The 17,864-nt window shown below is 68.4% G+C and carries 16 protein-coding genes; 9 read left to right on the top strand and 7 right to left on the bottom strand.

From position 1 onward, the window contains the following. Positions 1-6 precede the first annotated feature (6 nt). Together AC1DGC_RS08615 and AC1DGC_RS08610 are read left to right on the top strand one after the other, a co-directional pair. On the top strand, positions 7-1,188 hold the full coding sequence (locus AC1DGC_RS08615) for an HlyD family secretion protein (RefSeq protein ID WP_478047668.1): 1,182 nt from the start codon (positions 7-9) through the stop codon (positions 1,186-1,188). Then, entirely contained in the window at positions 1,185-1,916 is a 732-nt protein-coding gene (locus AC1DGC_RS08610) for a hypothetical protein (protein WP_478047667.1), read from the top strand. The genes AC1DGC_RS08615 and AC1DGC_RS08610 overlap by 4 nt, the downstream gene beginning before the upstream one ends. A 160-nt stretch (positions 1,917-2,076) precedes the next feature. Here AC1DGC_RS08610 and AC1DGC_RS08605 read toward each other — a convergent pair whose 3' ends face one another. Both AC1DGC_RS08605 and gltX read right to left on the bottom strand, forming a co-directional pair. Beyond that, entirely contained in the window at positions 2,077-2,562 is a 486-nt protein-coding gene (locus AC1DGC_RS08605) for a Fur family transcriptional regulator (protein ID WP_259203970.1), read from the bottom strand. A 16-nt stretch (positions 2,563-2,578) separates the two neighbouring features. Beyond that, entirely contained in the window at positions 2,579-3,982 is a 1,404-nt protein-coding gene (gene gltX / locus AC1DGC_RS08600; RefSeq protein ID WP_478047666.1) for a glutamate--tRNA ligase, read from the bottom strand. A 334-nt stretch (positions 3,983-4,316) separates the two neighbouring features. Between gltX and AC1DGC_RS08595 the strand changes: the two genes are divergently transcribed. Further along, positions 4,317-4,964 carry a hypothetical protein gene (locus AC1DGC_RS08595; RefSeq protein WP_394161383.1) on the top strand — a complete coding sequence of 216 codons (648 nt, stop codon included), beginning with the start codon at positions 4,317-4,319 and terminating at the stop codon, positions 4,962-4,964. 6 nt (positions 4,965-4,970) lie between these two features. On the opposite strand, the gene AC1DGC_RS08590 is transcribed toward AC1DGC_RS08595, so the two are convergent. From AC1DGC_RS08590 to creB, 5 genes are all read right to left on the bottom strand, one after another. Then, positions 4,971-6,572: a M20/M25/M40 family metallo-hydrolase gene (locus AC1DGC_RS08590; RefSeq protein ID WP_478047665.1), complete on the bottom strand. Its 1,602-nt coding sequence runs from the start codon at positions 6,570-6,572 to the stop codon at positions 4,971-4,973. Positions 6,573-6,672: 100 nt separating this feature from the next. Beyond that, positions 6,673-7,083 carry a hypothetical protein gene (locus AC1DGC_RS08585; protein WP_394161387.1) on the bottom strand — a complete coding sequence of 137 codons (411 nt, stop codon included), beginning with the start codon at positions 7,081-7,083 and terminating at the stop codon, positions 6,673-6,675. Between the two features lie 10 nt (positions 7,084-7,093). After that, entirely contained in the window at positions 7,094-8,413 is a 1,320-nt protein-coding gene (gene creD / locus AC1DGC_RS08580; RefSeq protein ID WP_259203965.1) for a cell envelope integrity protein CreD, read from the bottom strand. A gap of 99 nt (positions 8,414-8,512) precedes the next feature. After that, a complete protein-coding gene (creC, locus tag AC1DGC_RS08575) occupies positions 8,513-9,973 on the bottom strand; it encodes a two-component system sensor histidine kinase CreC (RefSeq protein ID WP_394161391.1) in 1,461 nt (486 codons plus the stop codon). A 3-nt stretch (positions 9,974-9,976) separates the two neighbouring features. Beyond that, on the bottom strand, positions 9,977-10,666 hold the full coding sequence (creB, locus tag AC1DGC_RS08570) for a two-component system response regulator CreB (RefSeq protein ID WP_259203963.1): 690 nt from the start codon (positions 10,664-10,666) through the stop codon (positions 9,977-9,979). Positions 10,667-10,711: 45 nt separating this feature from the next. Here creB and AC1DGC_RS08565 point away from each other — a divergent pair, with 45 nt between their 5' ends. The 6 genes from AC1DGC_RS08565 (at position 10,712) to AC1DGC_RS08540 (ending at position 17,751) form a co-directional block, all read left to right on the top strand. After that, a complete protein-coding gene (locus AC1DGC_RS08565; protein WP_478047664.1) occupies positions 10,712-11,569 on the top strand; it encodes a 23S rRNA (adenine(2030)-N(6))-methyltransferase RlmJ in 858 nt (285 codons plus the stop codon). A 95-nt stretch (positions 11,570-11,664) separates the two neighbouring features. Continuing rightward, positions 11,665-12,210, top strand: a complete 546-nt coding sequence (locus AC1DGC_RS08560) for a GNAT family N-acetyltransferase (protein ID WP_038689569.1) — start codon at positions 11,665-11,667, stop codon at positions 12,208-12,210. A 242-nt stretch (positions 12,211-12,452) separates the two neighbouring features. After that, positions 12,453-15,920, top strand: a complete 3,468-nt coding sequence (mfd, locus tag AC1DGC_RS08555; RefSeq protein ID WP_394161396.1) for a transcription-repair coupling factor — start codon at positions 12,453-12,455, stop codon at positions 15,918-15,920. A gap of 89 nt (positions 15,921-16,009) precedes the next feature. Beyond that, complete coding sequence (locus tag AC1DGC_RS08550; RefSeq protein WP_259203958.1) at positions 16,010-16,531, top strand: hypothetical protein; 522 nt, start codon at positions 16,010-16,012, stop codon at positions 16,529-16,531. 50 nt (positions 16,532-16,581) lie between these two features. Continuing rightward, positions 16,582-17,187, top strand: a complete 606-nt coding sequence (locus AC1DGC_RS08545; protein WP_394161399.1) for an HD-GYP domain-containing protein — start codon at positions 16,582-16,584, stop codon at positions 17,185-17,187. A gap of 363 nt (positions 17,188-17,550) precedes the next feature. Further along, positions 17,551-17,751: a hypothetical protein gene (locus AC1DGC_RS08540; protein ID WP_259203956.1), complete on the top strand. Its 201-nt coding sequence runs from the start codon at positions 17,551-17,553 to the stop codon at positions 17,749-17,751. Positions 17,752-17,864 lie beyond the last annotated feature (113 nt).

Below are 17,864 nucleotides of genomic sequence, written 5' to 3'. Positions count from 1 at the left end.
CCTGCCATGCCCACCACGCCACCTCGCGACGACAGCGCGCCGGAGAACGTCAATCCGGCCCCACCCACCGATGCCGCCCCGGCCGCCACCAGTGCGGCAGCGGCGCCGGCCAGCGTCCCCAAGTACCTCAAGCCCAGCACGCGCAGCGTGGTGCTGATGGTGGTGGTCGCCCTGCTCGGCATCGCGCTGATCCTGCGCGCCTGGTCGCTGTGGCCGTTCGACAGCACCCGGGTCAGCACCGACAACGCCTATGTGCGCGGGCAGATCACCGTGCTGGCGCCACAGGTCAACGGCTACGTCACCGAGGTGCTGGTCAAGGACTTCCAGCACGTGACCCGGGGCGAGCCGCTGGTGCGCATCGACGACCGCATCTACAAGGAAAAGGTCGCCCAGGCCCAGGCCGACCTGGACAGCGCCCAGGCGTCGCTGGCCAACTCCGACCAGGCGCAGGCGCAGAACCGCGCACAGATCGGCGCCGCGCAGGCCAACCTGGTCGCCGGCCAGTCGGAATTGGCGCGGTCGCGCACCGAGCTCAAGCGCTACGAGGAGCTGGCGGCGCAGCAACTGGTCGCGCTCAGCGACCGCGACAAGCTGCGCACCGGCGCGCAGTCCGCACAGGCCGCCGTGCTGCAGTCACAGGCGCAGATCCGCATCGCGGAAGAAACGCTCACCTCCACCCAGGTGGCGCGCAGGAGCCTGGAAGCCAAGGTGGAAACCGCGCAGGCGCAGCTGGAACTGGCCCGGATCGACCTGGCCAACACGGTCATCCACGCCCCGCGCGACGGCCAGGTCAGCGAGGCATCGGTGCGCCTGGGCCAGTACGTGACCGCCGGCTCGCAGCTGTTGTTCCTGGTCCCGGACACCCTGTGGGTGGTGGCCAACTTCAAGGAAGGCCAGACCTGGAAGATGCGCATCGGGCAACCGGCCTCGTTCAAGGTGGACGCCTTCGACGGCGAAAAACTGCACGGCCATATCGAACAGATCGCCCCGGCGACCGGTTCGGAGTTCAGCGTGCTGCGCCCGGACAACGCCAGCGGCAACTTCACCAAGGTGGTGCAGCGGCTGCCGATCCGCATTTCCATCGACCCGGACCAGCCACTGGCCAAGCGGCTGCGCCCGGGCATGTCGGTGGTGGTGAAGGTGGATACGGCGGCGGACGGCAGCGACACCGCCGCCGAGCGCCGATGAAGTTCAGCGCGCTGGCGCAGAAAGCGGCCAAGGGCAGCGCGCCCGCGGCCTATGGCGGGGCGCTGGAGGTGGAGCACCTGATCGCCTTCGCCATCGAGCATGGTGGCGCTGGCGCGGCCGAGATCGAACGCGTGTGCGTCCTGCACGGGTGGCTGGACGACGGTCTGCTGGCCGACGGCACGCGCGTGGTGCCGTTCGCGCGCTGGGCCAGGGCCTGCGCGGCCTATGCGCGCGAGGGCGTAGCCGGGTTACGCCCCCTGCTGGAGGACACGGTGATGGCCACCTTCGCCATCGGCGTGCTTGAACAGGTGCGCAGCCGCGATGCCGTCGCCGCGCTGCTTGCCTGCTGCGAGCGTGCCGACTGGCGAACGAGCGATGCCGATGCCGCGCCGTGGAAGGCGCTGACTGCCTTGAACATCCTGCTTTCCTTCGACGACAGCGTGCCGGTCGATGAGAGGCTGCAGCACGCGCTATACGAGACGGTGCGGAAGGCATGGAGCGCAACCTCGCCTGCGCACCTCAAGGCAACGGCGCTGTATGCCTTGCGCGGCGCCCCGCTTGCCGCGTCGCTGGCATGGGCCGACGCGCTGGCAGTGGACGATGCGACGCTCGTGTCGGCCAGGAAGATCGTCCTCAAAAGCCTCCAGCGCCGCCTGGCACCAGGCTATGCAGCGCCGAGTGCGCGCAACAGGCGCGAGATGGCGAAGGCGCGCGGTCGGGCCACCTGATCGCACGGGTCGCCCACGCACGGCGTGGCTCCACGAGCACGTTCGGCCCAGGCGGCGGTCATCGCACGCAACGCGCCCCATGAAAAAGCCGCGCAATGCGCGGCTTCATTCCGTCAGGACCGGGGCGACCTGGGGTCGGTCCCGTCGTCGCCAGCGCGGCTTACCCCGCGCAGCGCGCGCACAGGCCGTGCACTTCCAGCGTCTGCGCCTGCGGCTGGAAGCCCAGTTCCTTGGCACGTTTTTCCAGCTGGCTGACGATCTCGCGGTCTTCCAGCTCCACCGCGCTGTGGCAGCTGTTGCAGATCAGGAATGGCACCGAATGCTGCGCGCTGCTGGGGTGGTGGCAGGCCACGAATGCGTTCACCGATTCGAGCTTGTGCACGAAGCCGTTGGCCATCAGGAAATCCAGCGCGCGGTAGACGGTGGGCGGTGCATCGGCACCGACCCCCTTGCCGTTGCGCACCCATTCAAGCAGCTCGTAGGCCTTGACCGGCTTGCCGGCCTCGGCGATCAGCCGCAGCACGTTGGCGCGGATCGGGGTCAGGCGCAGCCCGCGTTCCGAGCACACGCGCTCCACCACCTTCACGAAGTCGGATGCGTCGTGGACGTGGTGGTGCGGGGCGGTACAAGCGGTTTTGGCAGGCATGCGCGGTCTCCTGTGGTCAGGCCGTCGGTACTTTAGTGAGTGCGACGTCGATGCGTTTCAAGGCCTCTTCACGCCCGGCCAGGAACACGGTCTGGGAGATGTCCGGGCTGACCTGGGTACCGGTGATGGCCACGCGCAGCGGCTGGGCGACCTTGCCCATGCCGATCTCCAGCGCCGTGGCGACGTCGTGCAGGGCGGCCGAGACGCTCTCCACCGTCCACTCCCCGGCGGCGCCCAACAGCTCGCGGGCCTTGCCCAGCGCCAGTTCCGCGCCCGGCTTGAAGTGCTTGGCCACCGCCGCCTCGTCGTACTCGGTCAGCGGCTGGTACCAGACCACCGCCTTCTCGGCCATTTCCTTCAGGGTCTGCACGCGGTCGCGCAGCGCCAGCACCACGTCGGCCGGCGCCGGGCCGGCGGCCAGATCCAGGCCCAGCTTGTTCAGCTGGTAGACCAGGTGCGGGGCGATGCTGCTCGGCGCCTCGGTCTTCAGGAAGTGCTGGTTGACCCAGCCCAGCTTGGCCATGTCCAGGCGCGCGGCCTTGGAGTTGCAGTTGGTTACGTCAAACAGATCGATCAGTTCCTGGCGGCTGAACAGCTCCTGGTCGCCATGCGACCAGCCCAGCCGGGCCAGGTAGCTGAGCAGCGCGTCGGGCAGGTAGCCGGCGTCCTTGTACTGCATCACATCGGCCGCGCCGGTGCGCTTGGACAGCTTGGCGCCCTGCTCGTCCAGGATCATCGGCATGTGGCCGAACTTCGGCACGGGTGCGCCGATGCCTTCGTACAGGTTGATCTGGCGCGGGGTGTTGTTGATGTGGTCGTCGCCGCGGATGACCTCGCTGATGCGCATGTCCCAGTCGTCCACCACCACCGCGAAGTTGTAGGTGGGGAAGCCGTCCGGACGGAAGATGACCATGTCGTCCAGCTCGCTGTTGGCGATCTCGATGCGGCCCTTGATCAGGTCGTCGAACACCACCGTGCCCTCGAGCGGGTTCTTGAAGCGGATCACGCGGTTCGGGTCGTCCCGGTAGGGCAGGCCCAGATCACGCGCGGCACCGTTGTAGCGCGGCTTTTCCTGCTTGGCCATGGCGGCCTCGCGCATCGCGTCCAGTTCCTCGCGGGTTTCGTAGGCGTAGTAGGCCTTGCCGTCGGCGACCAGTTGCTCGGCCACTTCCAGGTAGCGGGACACGCGCTGGGTCTGGTAGATCGGGCCTTCGTCATAGCCCAGGCCCAGCCAGTCCATCGCCTCCAGGATGGCATCGATCGCGCCCTGGGTGCTGCGCTCCCGGTCGGTATCCTCGATGCGCAGCACGAACTCGCCGCCACGGTGACGGGCTTCCAGCCAGCAGTACAGCGCGGTGCGGGCCCCGCCAATGTGCAGGTAGCCGGTGGGACTGGGGGCGAAGCGGGTGCGGCAGGTCATGGAAGGCTCGGAGGACGAAGCGGGAATCCCGGCAATTTTACCCGCCCGGGCCCTGCACTGCCTAAATCAGAAAAATCCGACTGTTACGGCGGCTGTGCGGGTGGTTTCATGCCGGAACCTTCCTCGCCGAGCCAGGCCATGCCCCTGATGCGCCCTGCGTCCCTGTCGTGCCTGGCCACGGTGCCCTTCGGGTTGCCCCCTCCGCCGCGTGCCGGATAGCAGGAGGCAAGGCCGGGCCGAGGCCGGCACGGCGCCCCGCATCCTGCGATGTCCGCTGAGGGCCCAGTACGACCGCCCGATACGAGTTGACCTACCTATGCACAAGGAGTGCCCCTTGCCGCTATCCCGTACCCGTTTTTCCCTCGTCATGACCGCGCTGCTGCTGGCCGGCTGCCACGATGTGACACCGCAGAATGCGGTCGCTACCGACAAGGCCGTTGCGCCACCGGGCGAATGGCAGGCTGATCGCGACACGGCGGCCGGTGGCAGGGCGGCCCCCGTGGCCACCGCAGCTGCCACCGCGCCGGTGGCCGGCGCGCGTACCGCGCTGGCCGCCCCCGCGCTGGTCCAGGACGGCCACGTCAGGTCCGAGGCGATGGATGCCCTGCTCGACGATCCGGACCTGTGGGACGCCCAGGTGGCCGACTGGCAACGACGCTACGCGACCGACGCGACGGCGCAGCACCGCCGCCAGGAACACCTGGACGCGCTGAAGCTGCGCCTGCGCCAGGCCACCACCAGCTCCCAGCTGCAGGCGTTCGACTGTTCGCCGCAGCTGTGCCTGCTGGGCATCACCCTGATGCCCGACGAAGCGGAGGCGATGACCGGCGCGCTGACCGATACCGTCGCCGGGCAGCCGCCCATCTACACCGCCGCCGTGCGCCGGCAACGCAGCGGCGGCACCGCGGGCGGCGCGGCGCTGTACCGCGCGGTCATCTCGGTGGACCCGAGCCTCCGCGGCTATTCGGTGCAGACGCGCTGACGGCGCTCAGGGCGCCAGCAGCGCCTTGCGCGGCATCTTCTCATCGCGCATCGCCGCGTTGTACACGAACGAGGCCACGATCGCCGCGGCCTGCTTGAGGTCCTCCGGCTCGGCGTGGTCCCAGGTGTCCAGGTTGCTGTGGTGCACGTTGGTGAAGTAGTCCAGCCGATCCTGGATGAACTGGAAGCCCGGCAGGCCAACCCGGTCGAAGGCGATGTGGTCGGTGCTGCCGGTGTTGCGGGTGGCCACGGTGGTCGCGCCCACGTCATGGAACGGCGCCAGCCACGCCTCGAAGATCGGCACCGCGGCCAGGTTCTCCTGGGCGTAGATGCCCCGGAAACGACCCGAGCCGTTGTCCATGTTGAAGTACACCGAGAATTTGTCGTAATCGCGCTGGCGCTGCAGCGCGCCGGTCGGCTCGCGCATCGAGGCCGGCAGCTGCTTCTGCGCGGGATCGGTCGGTTCGGGGTAGCGCGCGAAGTGCCTGGCCACATGGTCCTGCGAGCCCACCAGACCCTGTTCTTCGCCACTCCACAGCGCCACGCGGATGGTGCGCTTCGGCTTGGCCCCCACGGCCTTGAGAATACGCATGGCCTCCATCATCACCGCTACGCCGGCGGCGTTGTCGGCCGCCCCGGTGCCGGTGTGCCAGGAATCCATGTGCGCGCCGAGCATGACGATTTCGTCGGCCTTGCTGCTGCCGCGGATCTCGGCCAGCGTGTTGTAGCCGGGCTGGTCCTGCGCATCGGTGAAGCGGGCTTCCACGTTGACCCGCAGTTTGACCGGCTGCTTCTGCTCGACCGCACGCACCAGCGGGTTGTAATGCTCGGCCATCATCGCCAGTTCGGGCACGCCGACCGGCTCGCCCGCCTTGCGCGAACCGCCGCCGCCGACGCGGATGATGCCGTTGTCCCAGCCACTGATGCTGATCGTGGCCAGCACGCCCTGCTCGGCGAAGAAGGCGTTGGTGGCACGCGTCAGTTCCTGCTTCTCCAGGTACTCCTTGGCCTTTTTCGCGCGGTCCGCCTTGGCGTCGGCCACGTCCTTGGGCACCGCGAACACCTGCAGCTCGGCCAGGCCGGCATCATCATGGCGATGCGAATCGGACTGGCTGGCACGCGCGTAATCGCGTGCATCGTTGAGCAACAGGATCTTGCCGGTCAGCGTGCCCTTGTACTGCGCCAGGTCGGCGATCTTCTTGATGTCGACCTTGACCACTTCGCCTTCGACGGTGCCGTTGGTGCCCGGCGTCCACGCCTTGGGCAGCGCGTACAGCGGTGCCACGCGCGGGCCGAGCATCTCCACGCCGGCGTTGCTGAACTCCCAGCCGCGACCGAATGCGTCGAACGCCTCGTCGTGCACGTTGACCAGGCCCCACTCGGTGAACTTGCCGCGACTCCAGCGATTGGCCTCGGCCATGGCCGGGGAGTTGGTCAGGCGTGGCCCGATCCGTTCGGTGAGGTGGCTGAAGGTGGCCATCACCTGCGAGCGGTGGAACGCTTCCTGCCGAATGCGGCCGACCATGTCCAGGTCCACCGTCTCGCGCTGCTGCGCCATTGCATTGCCACCCATCGCCAGCGCTACCGCCAGCACGCCCCACTTCAGCACATTCCACCCCGGCCCTTCGGCTTGGCTTGTTCAAGCCCTCGAGTCTAGCCAGCCGGCGCGCCGCGCCCCCGTCCCATCGGTCATGGGCGTGCGACGCCGCTCAACCGTTCCAGCCCAGCCACAGCTGTGCCTGTGCGGGCAACAGCAGCAGCCAGTGCCGGCGGTCCACGCTGGTGCAACCGAACACCGCCGCATGCGCCGGCCAATCGGCAGGCAAGCCGGCGATGCCGATCTCACGCAACGCCGCGCTGCCGGCCTGCCATGCACGGTAACGCGGCACCCGGCCAGCCACCGCGCCGCGTCCCTGCCGCGCACCGCTCAACCAGGCCAACCCCTGCCGCTGCACGCCGTCGCAGGTGCGCTCGGCGAGCTTGAAGCGGACCAGGCCGGGGGCGATACGCGCCCCCGGCAAGGCCGCCAGCACGCCACTGGCCTGCAGCAGCGCATCCACTTCCAGCAGCGCGGGAATGCCCTGCCCCGCCCGTTGCCGCAACCCCTGGCGCCAGCTCATGTCGTGCTCCTTACTTGAGGCTGGCGCCGACTTCGTACCAGTCGATCCTGCGGGTGATCCACATCGCCGTGGCCAGCACGCCGAACAGCAGCAACGAGCCCATCAGCAGCGCGTTGTTCTCCGAAATCAGCAGGCCGTACAGCGCGCCGTACAGCACGGTGAGCATGCCGGCAAACCCCAGCCCGCGTGCCCAGCTCTTCAATACCCCGGACAGGTACACCGCCTGCACCCCGATGCACGCCACGGCCGAGGCCACGTAGGCCAGCCAGAACGGAATGTGCTCGGACAGGCTGAGCAGCAGCAGGAAGAAGATCGCCAGCGCCAGGCCCACCATCAGGTACTGCAGCGGATGGATGCGCAGGCGCTTGATCAGCTCGAACAGGATGAAACCCACGAACGTAAGCAGGATGAACAGGATGCCGTACTTGCTGGCGCGATCGGCCTGGGTGTAGATGTCCACCGGGTTGACCAGCTCGACGCTGACCGTTTCCGGATCGACGTCGGTGTTCTCGCGCAGCTGGCGCTGCGCCTGCGATGCCAGCGACGACACCGCCCACTGCGCCTCGAAGCCCTGCTCGCCGACCGTGCGCTGGTTGGGCAGGAAGCTGCCACCAAACGACGGATGCGGCCACGGCGACTGGATGGCGATGCGGCTGTCGTCGCCCACCGGCACCACGGCCAGCGAACGGGTGCCATCCAGCACCAGGCCCAGCTCCACCTTGCTGCCCTTGAGCACGCCGCCGGCACTGTCGTCGAAGCCGCGCAACGGCACATGCAGGCCCTTGCCCATCCCGGTAACGTCGCCGATGCCCGGCTGCAGGGTCAGTGCCGTGCCATCGACCTGCAGCCGGGGCGAACCGACCAGGCCGCGCACGTCGGCGATGCCCACGGCCAGGTACGGCGTGCCGTACACGCGGCCTTGCTTGATCGGGTAATCGTCGTCAGCAAACTCGGCGCTGATCTTCGCGGTCCAGCTGTACACCGGCACCCGGAACAGGCCGATGCGGCGCTCGTCCGGCTGCATGCGCCCGTCCACCTGCAGCCTGGACGGCATCTGCAGCCAGTGGCCCTGCTCGGTCTGCACGCCCTTGGTCGTGTTGCCGGCCGCGTCCACCACTTCCACCTCGCGCGTCTCGGTCCACGGCACCACGCGCACCGGGCCGGTCAGCGTCTGCGCGCCCGCGCGGCTCTGCGACACGCGCAGGTACGCCTCGTCACGGTAGGACTGGCGCTCGCTGATCACGCCCTTGATCATCATCAGGGGAATCAGCAGCAACAGGATCAGCCCGCCGACAATGGCGAACCGCAACAGCATCTTCAGGGATTTCATGGCCCGTCCTCGGTTGGGAGGGGGCCAGCTTCGGCGGTGGCGGTGTGCGGGGTTTGTGCTGAGTTTGAAGTCTGTGTGAAGTGCGCGCCCCGCCAAGGCTCAGCGCCGGATCGGCGCAGCCGGGCCGCGCCACGGCAGCCACAGCGAAGCGATGGCGCCGCCGCCTTCGCGGTTGCGCAACTGCGTGCGCCCACCATGCAACCGCGCCACTTCCTGCACGAACGACAGCCCCAGCCCGGAACTGCGCAGGCCGGTGGCCGGGCGCGCCAGCGAATAGAAACGTTCGAACACCCGCTCCAGCGCGTAGTCGGGCACGCCGCTGCCACGGTCGGCCACGCGCAGCACCACGCCGTCGCCATCGCGCGCGGCGCTGAGCTGCACGCTGGAGGCGGCCCCTGAGAACGCCAGTGCGTTCTCCAGCAGGTTGTTCACTGCCTGGCGCAGCAGGTAGCCATCGCCCTGGATCACCAGGCCGTCGGGCACCTCCACCTGCAGTTGCACCTCGGCGCCCTGCGCGCGCAGCGCCACCGCATCGGCGGCGCTGCGCAACAGCACCCCCAGGTCGATCGGCTCGCGCTTCTGCAGCCAGCCGTGCTGCTCCACCTCGGCCAGCGCCAGCAGCTTGTCGATGGTTTCGGTGAGGCGCTGCTCCTGGCCCTGGATGCTGCGTGCGAAGTGCACGCGATCAGCATCGGGCAGCGGTTCCTGCAGCAGCTCGGCAGCGCCGCGGATGGCGGCCAGCGGGCTTTTCATCTCGTGGGTCAGCGACTGCACGTACTGCTCGACGTAGGCCTTGCCTTCCAGCTTGCGCCGCATCGTCTCCAGCGCCTGGCCGAGGTCGCCGATCTCGTCGCGGCGCGGTTTCGGCGGCGGCACCGGCTCGCCGGCGCTGACGGCCTTGGCATAGCGGTTGAGCCGGTTGACCCCGTGCATCAGCCAACCGGTCATCAGCAGCCCGATCAGCGCCGACAGGCCGATCAACCACGCCCCGCGCTTCATGATGGCGCGCTGGCTGGCGGCAATGAACGGATCGATGCTGCGGTTGGGCTGGGCCAGGCTGAGCACGCCGATCAGGCGCCTGGCATCGGCCGGGTCGTGGATCGGCGCGGCCACGTGCATTACCGAATGGGTGTCGTCACCGGGGACTTCCGGGCTGGAACGGGCGCCATACTCGCCACGCAGGGTGCGGTAGACATCGTTCCAGCGCGAGTTGTCGCGGCCGATGCCCTTCCCGGTGGAGTCGTAGATCACGATGCCCTTGGCATCGGTGATGGTCACCTGGTAGTCGAGCGTGCGTTTGGGGAAACGCCACACCATCGCCTTGGGGTCGCGGCGCTGCGCACGGGCCAGATTGGCCACGAAGGTACCGTTGCGGATCGTGCCGGCCTTGACGTCGGCGGCGGCCATCTCGGCCAGTACGTTGGCCGCATCGACCAGGGTCGACTCCATTGCCTGGCGCACGCCGGGCTTCACTTCGTTGACGAAGATACGCATCACGAAGAACGCGGCGATGCCCACGATCAGGAAGAAGCCGAGGAACAGCTTGAGGCCGAGCCGCATCGCTCAGCCCTCCAGCGCGTAACCGAGGCCGCGATGGGTGCGGATCGGGTCGGGGTCGGCCCCGGCGGCACGCAGCTTGGCGCGCAGCGTCTTGACGTGGGTATCGACAGTGCGGTCGGCGCTGTCGGCGTCGGTGTCCCAGCCGCGGTCCATCAACTGGGCACGGCTGAGGATCGCCCCGGGCCGCTGCAGCAGGGCGGCCATCAGCGCATATTCGTAACGGGTCAGCTCGAGCGGTTGCTCGGCAAAGCGGATGCGGCGCCCTTCGCGATCGATCGCAAAGCGCCCGTGCTGCTGCCAGCCGCCCTGATCGGCCGGGGCACTGCTGCGACGCAGGCGCGCGCGCACCCGGGCCACCAGCTCGCGTGGCGAGAACGGCTTGGCCATGTAATCGTCCGCGCCCAGCTCCAGGCCCAACACGCGGTCGAACTCGTCGTTGCGCGCGGTCAGGAAGATCACCGGCACCTCGCTGAAGGTGCGCAGGCTGCGACACACCTCGAACCCGCTCATGTCCGGCAGGCCCACGTCCAGCACCACTACGTCGAAGGCCTGCTGGCGCAGGGCATCCAGCGCACCGCCACCGAGCAGGCAGTGCTGGGCGCCATAGCCCTCGCTGCGCAGGGCGTACAGCACGGTGTCGGCGATGGCGGTTTCGTCCTCGACGACCAGGACGTTGTGCAGGGGGCGGTTCATGCGCGCAGCATAGCCGCTGGGCCCGCCGCCCCGTACACTGCGCCGATGAATTACCGCCACGCCTTCCATGCCGGCAACCATGCCGATGTGCTCAAGCACATCGTGCAGCTTGCCCTGCTCGACACCTTCAAGCGCAAGGACAGCCCGTTCTTCGTGCTGGACACCCACGGCGGCGCGGGCCGCTACCTGCTGGCCAGCGAGGAAAGCCGCAAGACCCTGGAGGCCGAGGACGGGGTAATGCGGCTGATGGCCCAGCCGGCGCTGCCGGCGGTGATCGAGCGCTATCTCAAGGCGGTCCAGGCCGACAACCCGGTCGGGGCGATGATCAGCTACCCCGGCTCGCCGCTGCTGACCGCCCAGACCCTGCGCGAGCAGGACCGCATGGCGGTCTGCGAGGTCCAGGACGACGAGGCGGCCTCGCTGAAGGCCCTGTTTGCCCATGACAGCCGCGTGGCGGTCTACCACGCCGACTGCTATGCCCAGAACAGGGCCCTGCTGCCGCCCAAGGCCAACGGCGTGAAGATCGGCCGCGGGCTGGTCCTGATCGACCCGCCCTACGAAGGCCAGGACGCCGAGTACCAGGCCATCCTGGCCTCGGTGACCGAGATCCTGGGGCGCTGGCCGCAGGCCAGCTTCGCGATCTGGTTCCCGATCAAGCAACGCCGCACCATCCTGCACTTCCTGCGCAAGGCCTGTGCCCTGCCGGTGAAGTCGGTAATGACCGCCGAGCTGCTGATCCGTCCGGACGATTCACCGCTGCGGCTCAATGGCAGCGGCATGCTGCTGCTCAATCCGCCGTGGCAGTTCGACCAGGTCCTGGCACCGGCGATGCCGGCGCTGAAGCAGTTCCTGGGCGAAGCCGGTGCCAGCACCCGCCTGCAGTGGCTCAAGCAGGCCGAATGAGCGCCCTTTCGCGCCCCTGAACGGCGTGAGCGTTCCGTTCACGGAACCGCCCCCCGGGGATGCGAGAATCCGAAGACCACCTAGGAATCACCGGTATGGCTACCCGTAACCGCATGCCGCCCTGGCACGAGATTTTCAAGGCACCCAGTGGCCACGAGCTGCTGATCCGCCCGATCCGCCCCGAAGACGGGGCACCGCTGCACGCGGCCTTCAGCCTGTTCGGGCCGGAGGAGATCCGCGACCGTTTCCTGCAGTCGGTAACCGAACTGTCGCCGGAAACCACCCAGCGCCTGACCCATCCCAATCCCAAGAGCGAGATCACCCTGGTCGCGGCCGAGTCCCTGCCCGCCGGTGAAGCCGTGGTCGGGGCGGTCGCACGCGCGTCGATCATCCAGGGCACCCGCGAAGCGGAGTACGCCATCCTGGTCAGCCGCTTCCTGGTCGGCCAGGGCCTGGGCCGCCAGTTGATGCGCAAGCTGGTCAAATGGGCGCGCGGCAAGTACCTGGACCGCCTGTACGGCGATGTCGCCGAAGAGAACGAGCCGATGAAGCAGCTGGCTGCCTCGCTGGGCTTCAAGCCGGTACCGCATCCGCAGGGCACGCCCGGGTTGGTGCGCATGGTGCTCGAACTCGACAGTTGAGGTCGCGCCGGCCGTTGGCCGGCGATGCAGCGCGTAGTCGCGCACAGCCCCACGGTCTGCTGCGCAGACTGCGGGCCGCGGCTCACCGGCACCCACATCCCCGCGCCTGTCGGCCAGCCTCCTTGGCTCAAGGGGGCTGTGCCACCAGACAGGCCACGATCAGCGGCGTGGTGCGCGGGCCGACCGGCACCCCGCCGGGCTGACACGGTCGTGACCGCGCCGTCTGCTAAAATCGGCGGTTCATGTCACGCACCTCCTATCCCGCACCGCCGCTGCCACGTCCCGGTCAGCTCCGCGCCTGGTGGCGCACTCCCGCTTCGGCCACTGCGCTGGCGTGGTATGTCGCCCGTGCCGCCGAGGTCCATGACGGGCCGCTGCTTTTCATTGCACGCGACAACCACGGGGCCAACCAGATCGAGGCGGATCTGCGCACCCTGCTGGGCGGCGACTCGGACCTGCCGGTGGTGGTGTTCCCGGATTGGGAAACCCTGCCCTACGACGCCTTCAGCCCGCACCCGGACATCATTTCCCAGCGCCTGGCCGCGTTGCACCAGCTGCCCTCGCTCACCCGCGGCATCGTGGTGGTGCCGGTGCAGACGTTGCTGCAGCAGCTGGCCCCGCTCAAATACATCATCGGCGGCAGCTTCGACCTGAAGGTCGGCCAGCGCCTGGACCTGGACGCGGAGAAGCGCCGGCTGGAAGCGGCCGCCTACCGCAACGTGCCGCAGGTGATGGACCCGGGCGATTTCGCGGTGCGTGGCGGCCTGCTCGACGTGTTCCCGATGGGCGCCGAGGCGCCGCTGCGGATCGAGCTGCTCGACGAGGACATCGATTCGATCCGTGCGTTCGACCCGGAAAGCCAGCGCTCGCTCGACAAGGTCGACGCGGTGCGGATGCTGCCGGGCCGCGAAGTGCCGCTGGACGACCTGGCCGTGTCGCGGGTGCTGGCCACCCTGCGCGAGCGTTTCGACGTGGATACCCGGCGCAGCGCGCTGTACCAGGACCTCAAGGCCGGGCTGGCACCGGCGGGCGTGGAGTACTACCTGCCGTTGTTCTTCGACCAGACCGCCACGCTGTTCGACTACCTGCAGCCGAACGTGCTGCCGCTGATCGGGGTCGGTGTGGGCGAGGCGGCCGCTGCGTTCTGGGCACAGACCGGCAACCGTTACGAGCAGCGCCGCCACGACGTGGAGCGTCCGCTGCTGGCACCGTCGGAGCTGTACCTCAGCCCGGAGGGCTTGAACGCCAAGCTCAATGCACTGCCGCGCATCGACATCTGGGCCGCCGACCATCCGCGCATCGAGGACGCGCAGCCGCTGGGCGACCAGCCGTTGCCGCCGCTGCCGGTGGCCGCGCGCGATGCCCCCGCCGGCGAAGCGCTGAAATCCTTCCTCGGCCATTACCCGGGCCGGGTGCTGATCGCCGCCGATTCGCCGGGGCGCCGCGAGGCGCTGCTGGAGGTGCTGCAGGCCGCCGAACTGAAACCGCCGGTGCTGGGCGACCTGCCGGCGTTCCTGGCCGACGCCGGCACCCGGTTTGCGATCACCGTGGCGCCGTTGGAAGACGGCTTCGCGCTGGATGCACCGCAGATCGCGGTGCTCACCGAGCGCCAGTTGTTCCCCGAGCGCGCCGGCACTACCCGCCGCAGCCGCCGGGTCGGGCGCGAGCCCGAAGCGATTATCCGTGACCTGGGCGAGCTGACCGAAGGCGCGCCGATCGTCCATGAAGACCACGGCGTGGGCCGCTACCGCGGGCTGATCGTGCTCGATGCCGGCGGCATGCCGGGCGAATTCCTGGAGATCGAATACGCCAAGGGCGACCGCCTGTACGTGCCGGTCGCGCAGCTGCACCTGATCAGCCGTTACTCCGGCGCCTCGGCCGAGACCGCGCCGCTGCACTCGCTCGGCGGCGAGCAGTGGACCAAGGCCAAGCGCAAGGCGGCCGAGAAGGTCCGCGACGTGGCCGCCGAACTGCTGGAAATCCAGGCCCGCCGCCGCGCGCGTGCCGGACTGGCACTGCACGTGGACCGCTCGATGTACGAACCGTTCGCGGCCGGCTTCCCGTTCGAGGAAACCCCGGACCAGCTCGCCGCGATCGATGCCACCCTGCGCGACCTTGCCAGCAGCCAGCCGATGGACCGCGTGGTCTGCGGCGACGTCGGCTTCGGCAAGACCGAGGTGGCGGTACGTGCCGCGTTCGCTGCCGCCAGCGCCGGCAAGCAGGTCGCCGTGCTGGTGCCGACCACGCTGCTGGCCGAACAGCACTACCGCAACTTCCGCGACCGCTTCGCCGATTGGCCGTTGCGGGTGGAGGTGCTGTCGCGCTTCAAGAGCACCAAGGAGATCAAGGCCGAGCTGGAGAAGGTCGCCGAGGGCACCATCGACGTGATCATCGGCACCCATCGCCTGCTGCAGCCGGACGTGAAGTTCAAGGACCTCGGCCTGGTGGTGGTGGACGAGGAACAGCGCTTCGGCGTGCGCCAGAAGGAAGCGCTGAAGGCGATGCGCGCCAACGTGCACCTGCTGACCCTGACCGCCACCCCGATCCCGCGCACGTTGAACATGGCCATGGCCGGCCTGCGCGACCTGTCGATCATCGCCACCCCGCCGCCGAACCGGCTGGCCGTGCAGACCTTCATCACCGCCTGGGACAACGCGCTGCTGCGCGAAGCATTCCAGCGCGAACTGGCGCGTGGTGGCCAGCTGTACTTCCTGCACAACGACGTGGAAAGTATCGGGCGCATGCAGCGCGACCTGGCCGAGCTGGTACCCGAGGCGCGCATCGGCATCGCCCACGGGCAGATGCCCGAGCGCGAGCTGGAGCGGGTGATGCTGGACTTCCAGAAGCAGCGCTACAACGTGCTGCTGTCCACCACGATCATCGAATCGGGCATCGACATCCCCAACGCCAACACCATCATCATCAACCGCGCCGACCGCTTCGGCCTGGCCCAGCTGCACCAGCTGCGTGGCCGCGTGGGTCGTTCGCACCACCGTGCCTATGCCTACCTGGTGGTGCCGGACAAGCGCGCGATGACCCCGGACGCGGAGAAGCGGCTGGATGCGATCGCCTCGATGGACGAACTGGGTGCCGGCTTTACCCTGGCCACCCACGACCTGGAAATCCGCGGCGCCGGCGAACTGCTCGGCGAAGACCAGAGCGGGCAGATGGCCGAGGTCGGCTTCAGCCTGTACACCGAGCTGCTCGAACGCGCGGTACGCAGCATCCGGCTGGGCAAGCTGCCCGACCTGGATGCCGGCGAAGAAGCGCGCGGCGCCGAAGTGGAACTGCATGTGCCGGCCTTGATCCCGGACGACTACCTGCCCGACGTGCATACCCGCCTGACCCTGTACAAGCGCATCAGCAGCGCGCGCGACACCGATGAACTGCGCGAGCTGCAGGTGGAAATGATCGACCGTTTCGGCCTGCTGCCGGATCCGGCCAAGCACCTGTTCGCCATCGCCGAGCTCAAGCTGCAGGCCAACACGCTGGGCGTGCGCAAGCTGGAGCTGGGCGAGAACGGTGGGCGCATCGTGTTCGAGGCCAAGCCGGCCATCGATCCGATGGCGGTCATCCAGATGATCCAGAAGCAGCCCAAGCTGTACAGCATGGACGGCCCGGACAAGCTGCGCATCAAGCACCCGCTGCCGCTGCCCGAAGACCGCTTCAGTGCGGCCAAGGCACTGCTGCTGACCCTCACCCCAGGCTGATCGCCCCCCCCATTGATCCCTCGACGCGCCTCCGCTGCTGCGGGCCGGGGCCGCGTATGCACTTACAGCCCGCGACAAGGAGTGTTGCTTTGAAACGATTCCAAACCCTGCTGTTGGCCGCCGGCCTGGCCCTGCTCAGCGCCTGTAGTGGCAACGGCAGCGGCATGACCGCCAGCGAGTACCTGACCGAAAACGTCGCGCTGTGGAATGGCACCACCATGACCGTGCAGCAGTGGACCATCGGTCCGCGCGGCGAGCAGCTGCAGAAGGCGCTGGGCGAAGGCAAGGGCCTCGCCACGTTCAAGTCCGGGCTGGAAGGCGCGCGCGCAGAGACCCGGCAGCACCTGGCGATGATCGACCAGATGCCACCGGACGAGGACGCCAAGGACGTGCACCAGAAGCTGCGTACCTACGTGCAGAGCGCGGATGAAATGTTCGGCATCCTGCTGGAGATCGCCGCGCTGCCGGACGGCTACGACAAGGCCCAGATCATGCCGCTGGCCGAGAAGCTGCAGGCCGTGGGCAATCGCATCGATGGCGAAATGCAGGCCCTTGACGCGGCGCAGGACGCCTACGCCAAGAAGCACGGCATCCAGCTGCAACGGCATTGATCCCACCGCCCCCGGCCGCACCGCAGCCGGGGGCGCTGCAAGAACGTCACGTGACCGATTCTTCCCCATTCGGCGCCAGCCACGCGCTGGCCTGCTCCATTGACGCACTGTCGCTTTCGCTGCAGTTGCGCGATGCCTATACCCGCCTCCACTGCGACCGCGTGGGCCTGCTGGCCACCGCGCTGGCCCGCTACTGCGGCCTCGATCCAGCGCAGTGCACCCGCATCGGACTGGCGGCCTGCTTCCACGACATCGGCAAGATCGGCATCCCCGACGAGGTGCTGCTCAGCAGCGGCGGCCACGACGACGCCGCGCAGGCGATCATGCGCCAGCACCCCGAACACGGCGAACGCATCTTCCTGGCCACCGGACGCGGCGATGCCGTCGACGTGGCCCGCCTGATCCGCGCGCATCATGAAGCCTTCGACGGCAGCGGTTATCCCGATGGCCTGCGTGGCGACGCGATTCCACTCGGCGCACGCATCCTGACCATCGTCGACGCATGGGATGCCATGACCAGCGACCGCCCCTACCGCGATGCGATGGACCCCGCGCGTGCCATGCGCATCCTCGATGACGCCGCCGGCGGCCTGGTCGATCCCTACCTGCTGGGCGCCTTCCAGGACCTGCAGCGACGCGAACCGGCGTTGGCCTGACGCCCACGGTCCGGCCGCACGCACGCGACGGATTTCCCGTGGCCTGCGCCCGGTCGCCGTGCATAGCAACAGGCGATCGACGCGCTCGCGAACAGGAGGGCGTCAATGGCCGCGGATGCGCGGCCAGCCATTGTTGGCCGCCCCTGAAGCCCTTTCGCGGCTATGTAATACTCCCCATCAACCGAGGGCTACAGGACGTACGCCTTCACGTGGATCGGTACGACCGCTCAACGGAGGTTGAAAGGAATGACACAGAGAATATGGGGGTTCCCAATCACGGGGAACGACGTAAGTGATGCACTAACGTGCAACGTTCGATCCGATGAACGTTGGCACGTATTGCATATGGATGTGCCATCGGGAATGGCGTCAACGAACGCGCTGGATGAACTTCGAGAGACGTTGACGGGTGGACCGGCAGAGATGGTCACGGCAGACCTCTGCGAGGCGCTGGCCGGCGCTCCGCAAGTCTGGGTGCTGGACATTCGTCTGGCGTCGGACGCTGCCGTTCAGCTCTACATTGAAGATGGCGAAGTGTTCGAGGTGAATTTGAACCGCGCATAGTGGCGGGTACGCTCCTTCCTTGCAGATCTGGCGGGCCGTAGATCTGACACGCCCGTCCGCATTTGGAAATCGCCAGACCCAGACAAAAAACGCCGCGATCCCGATGGGGATCG

It is taken from the genome of Stenotrophomonas sp. 05N37 (assembly GCF_056397365.1).
This window is presented reverse-complemented; position numbering and strand designations above follow the sequence as displayed.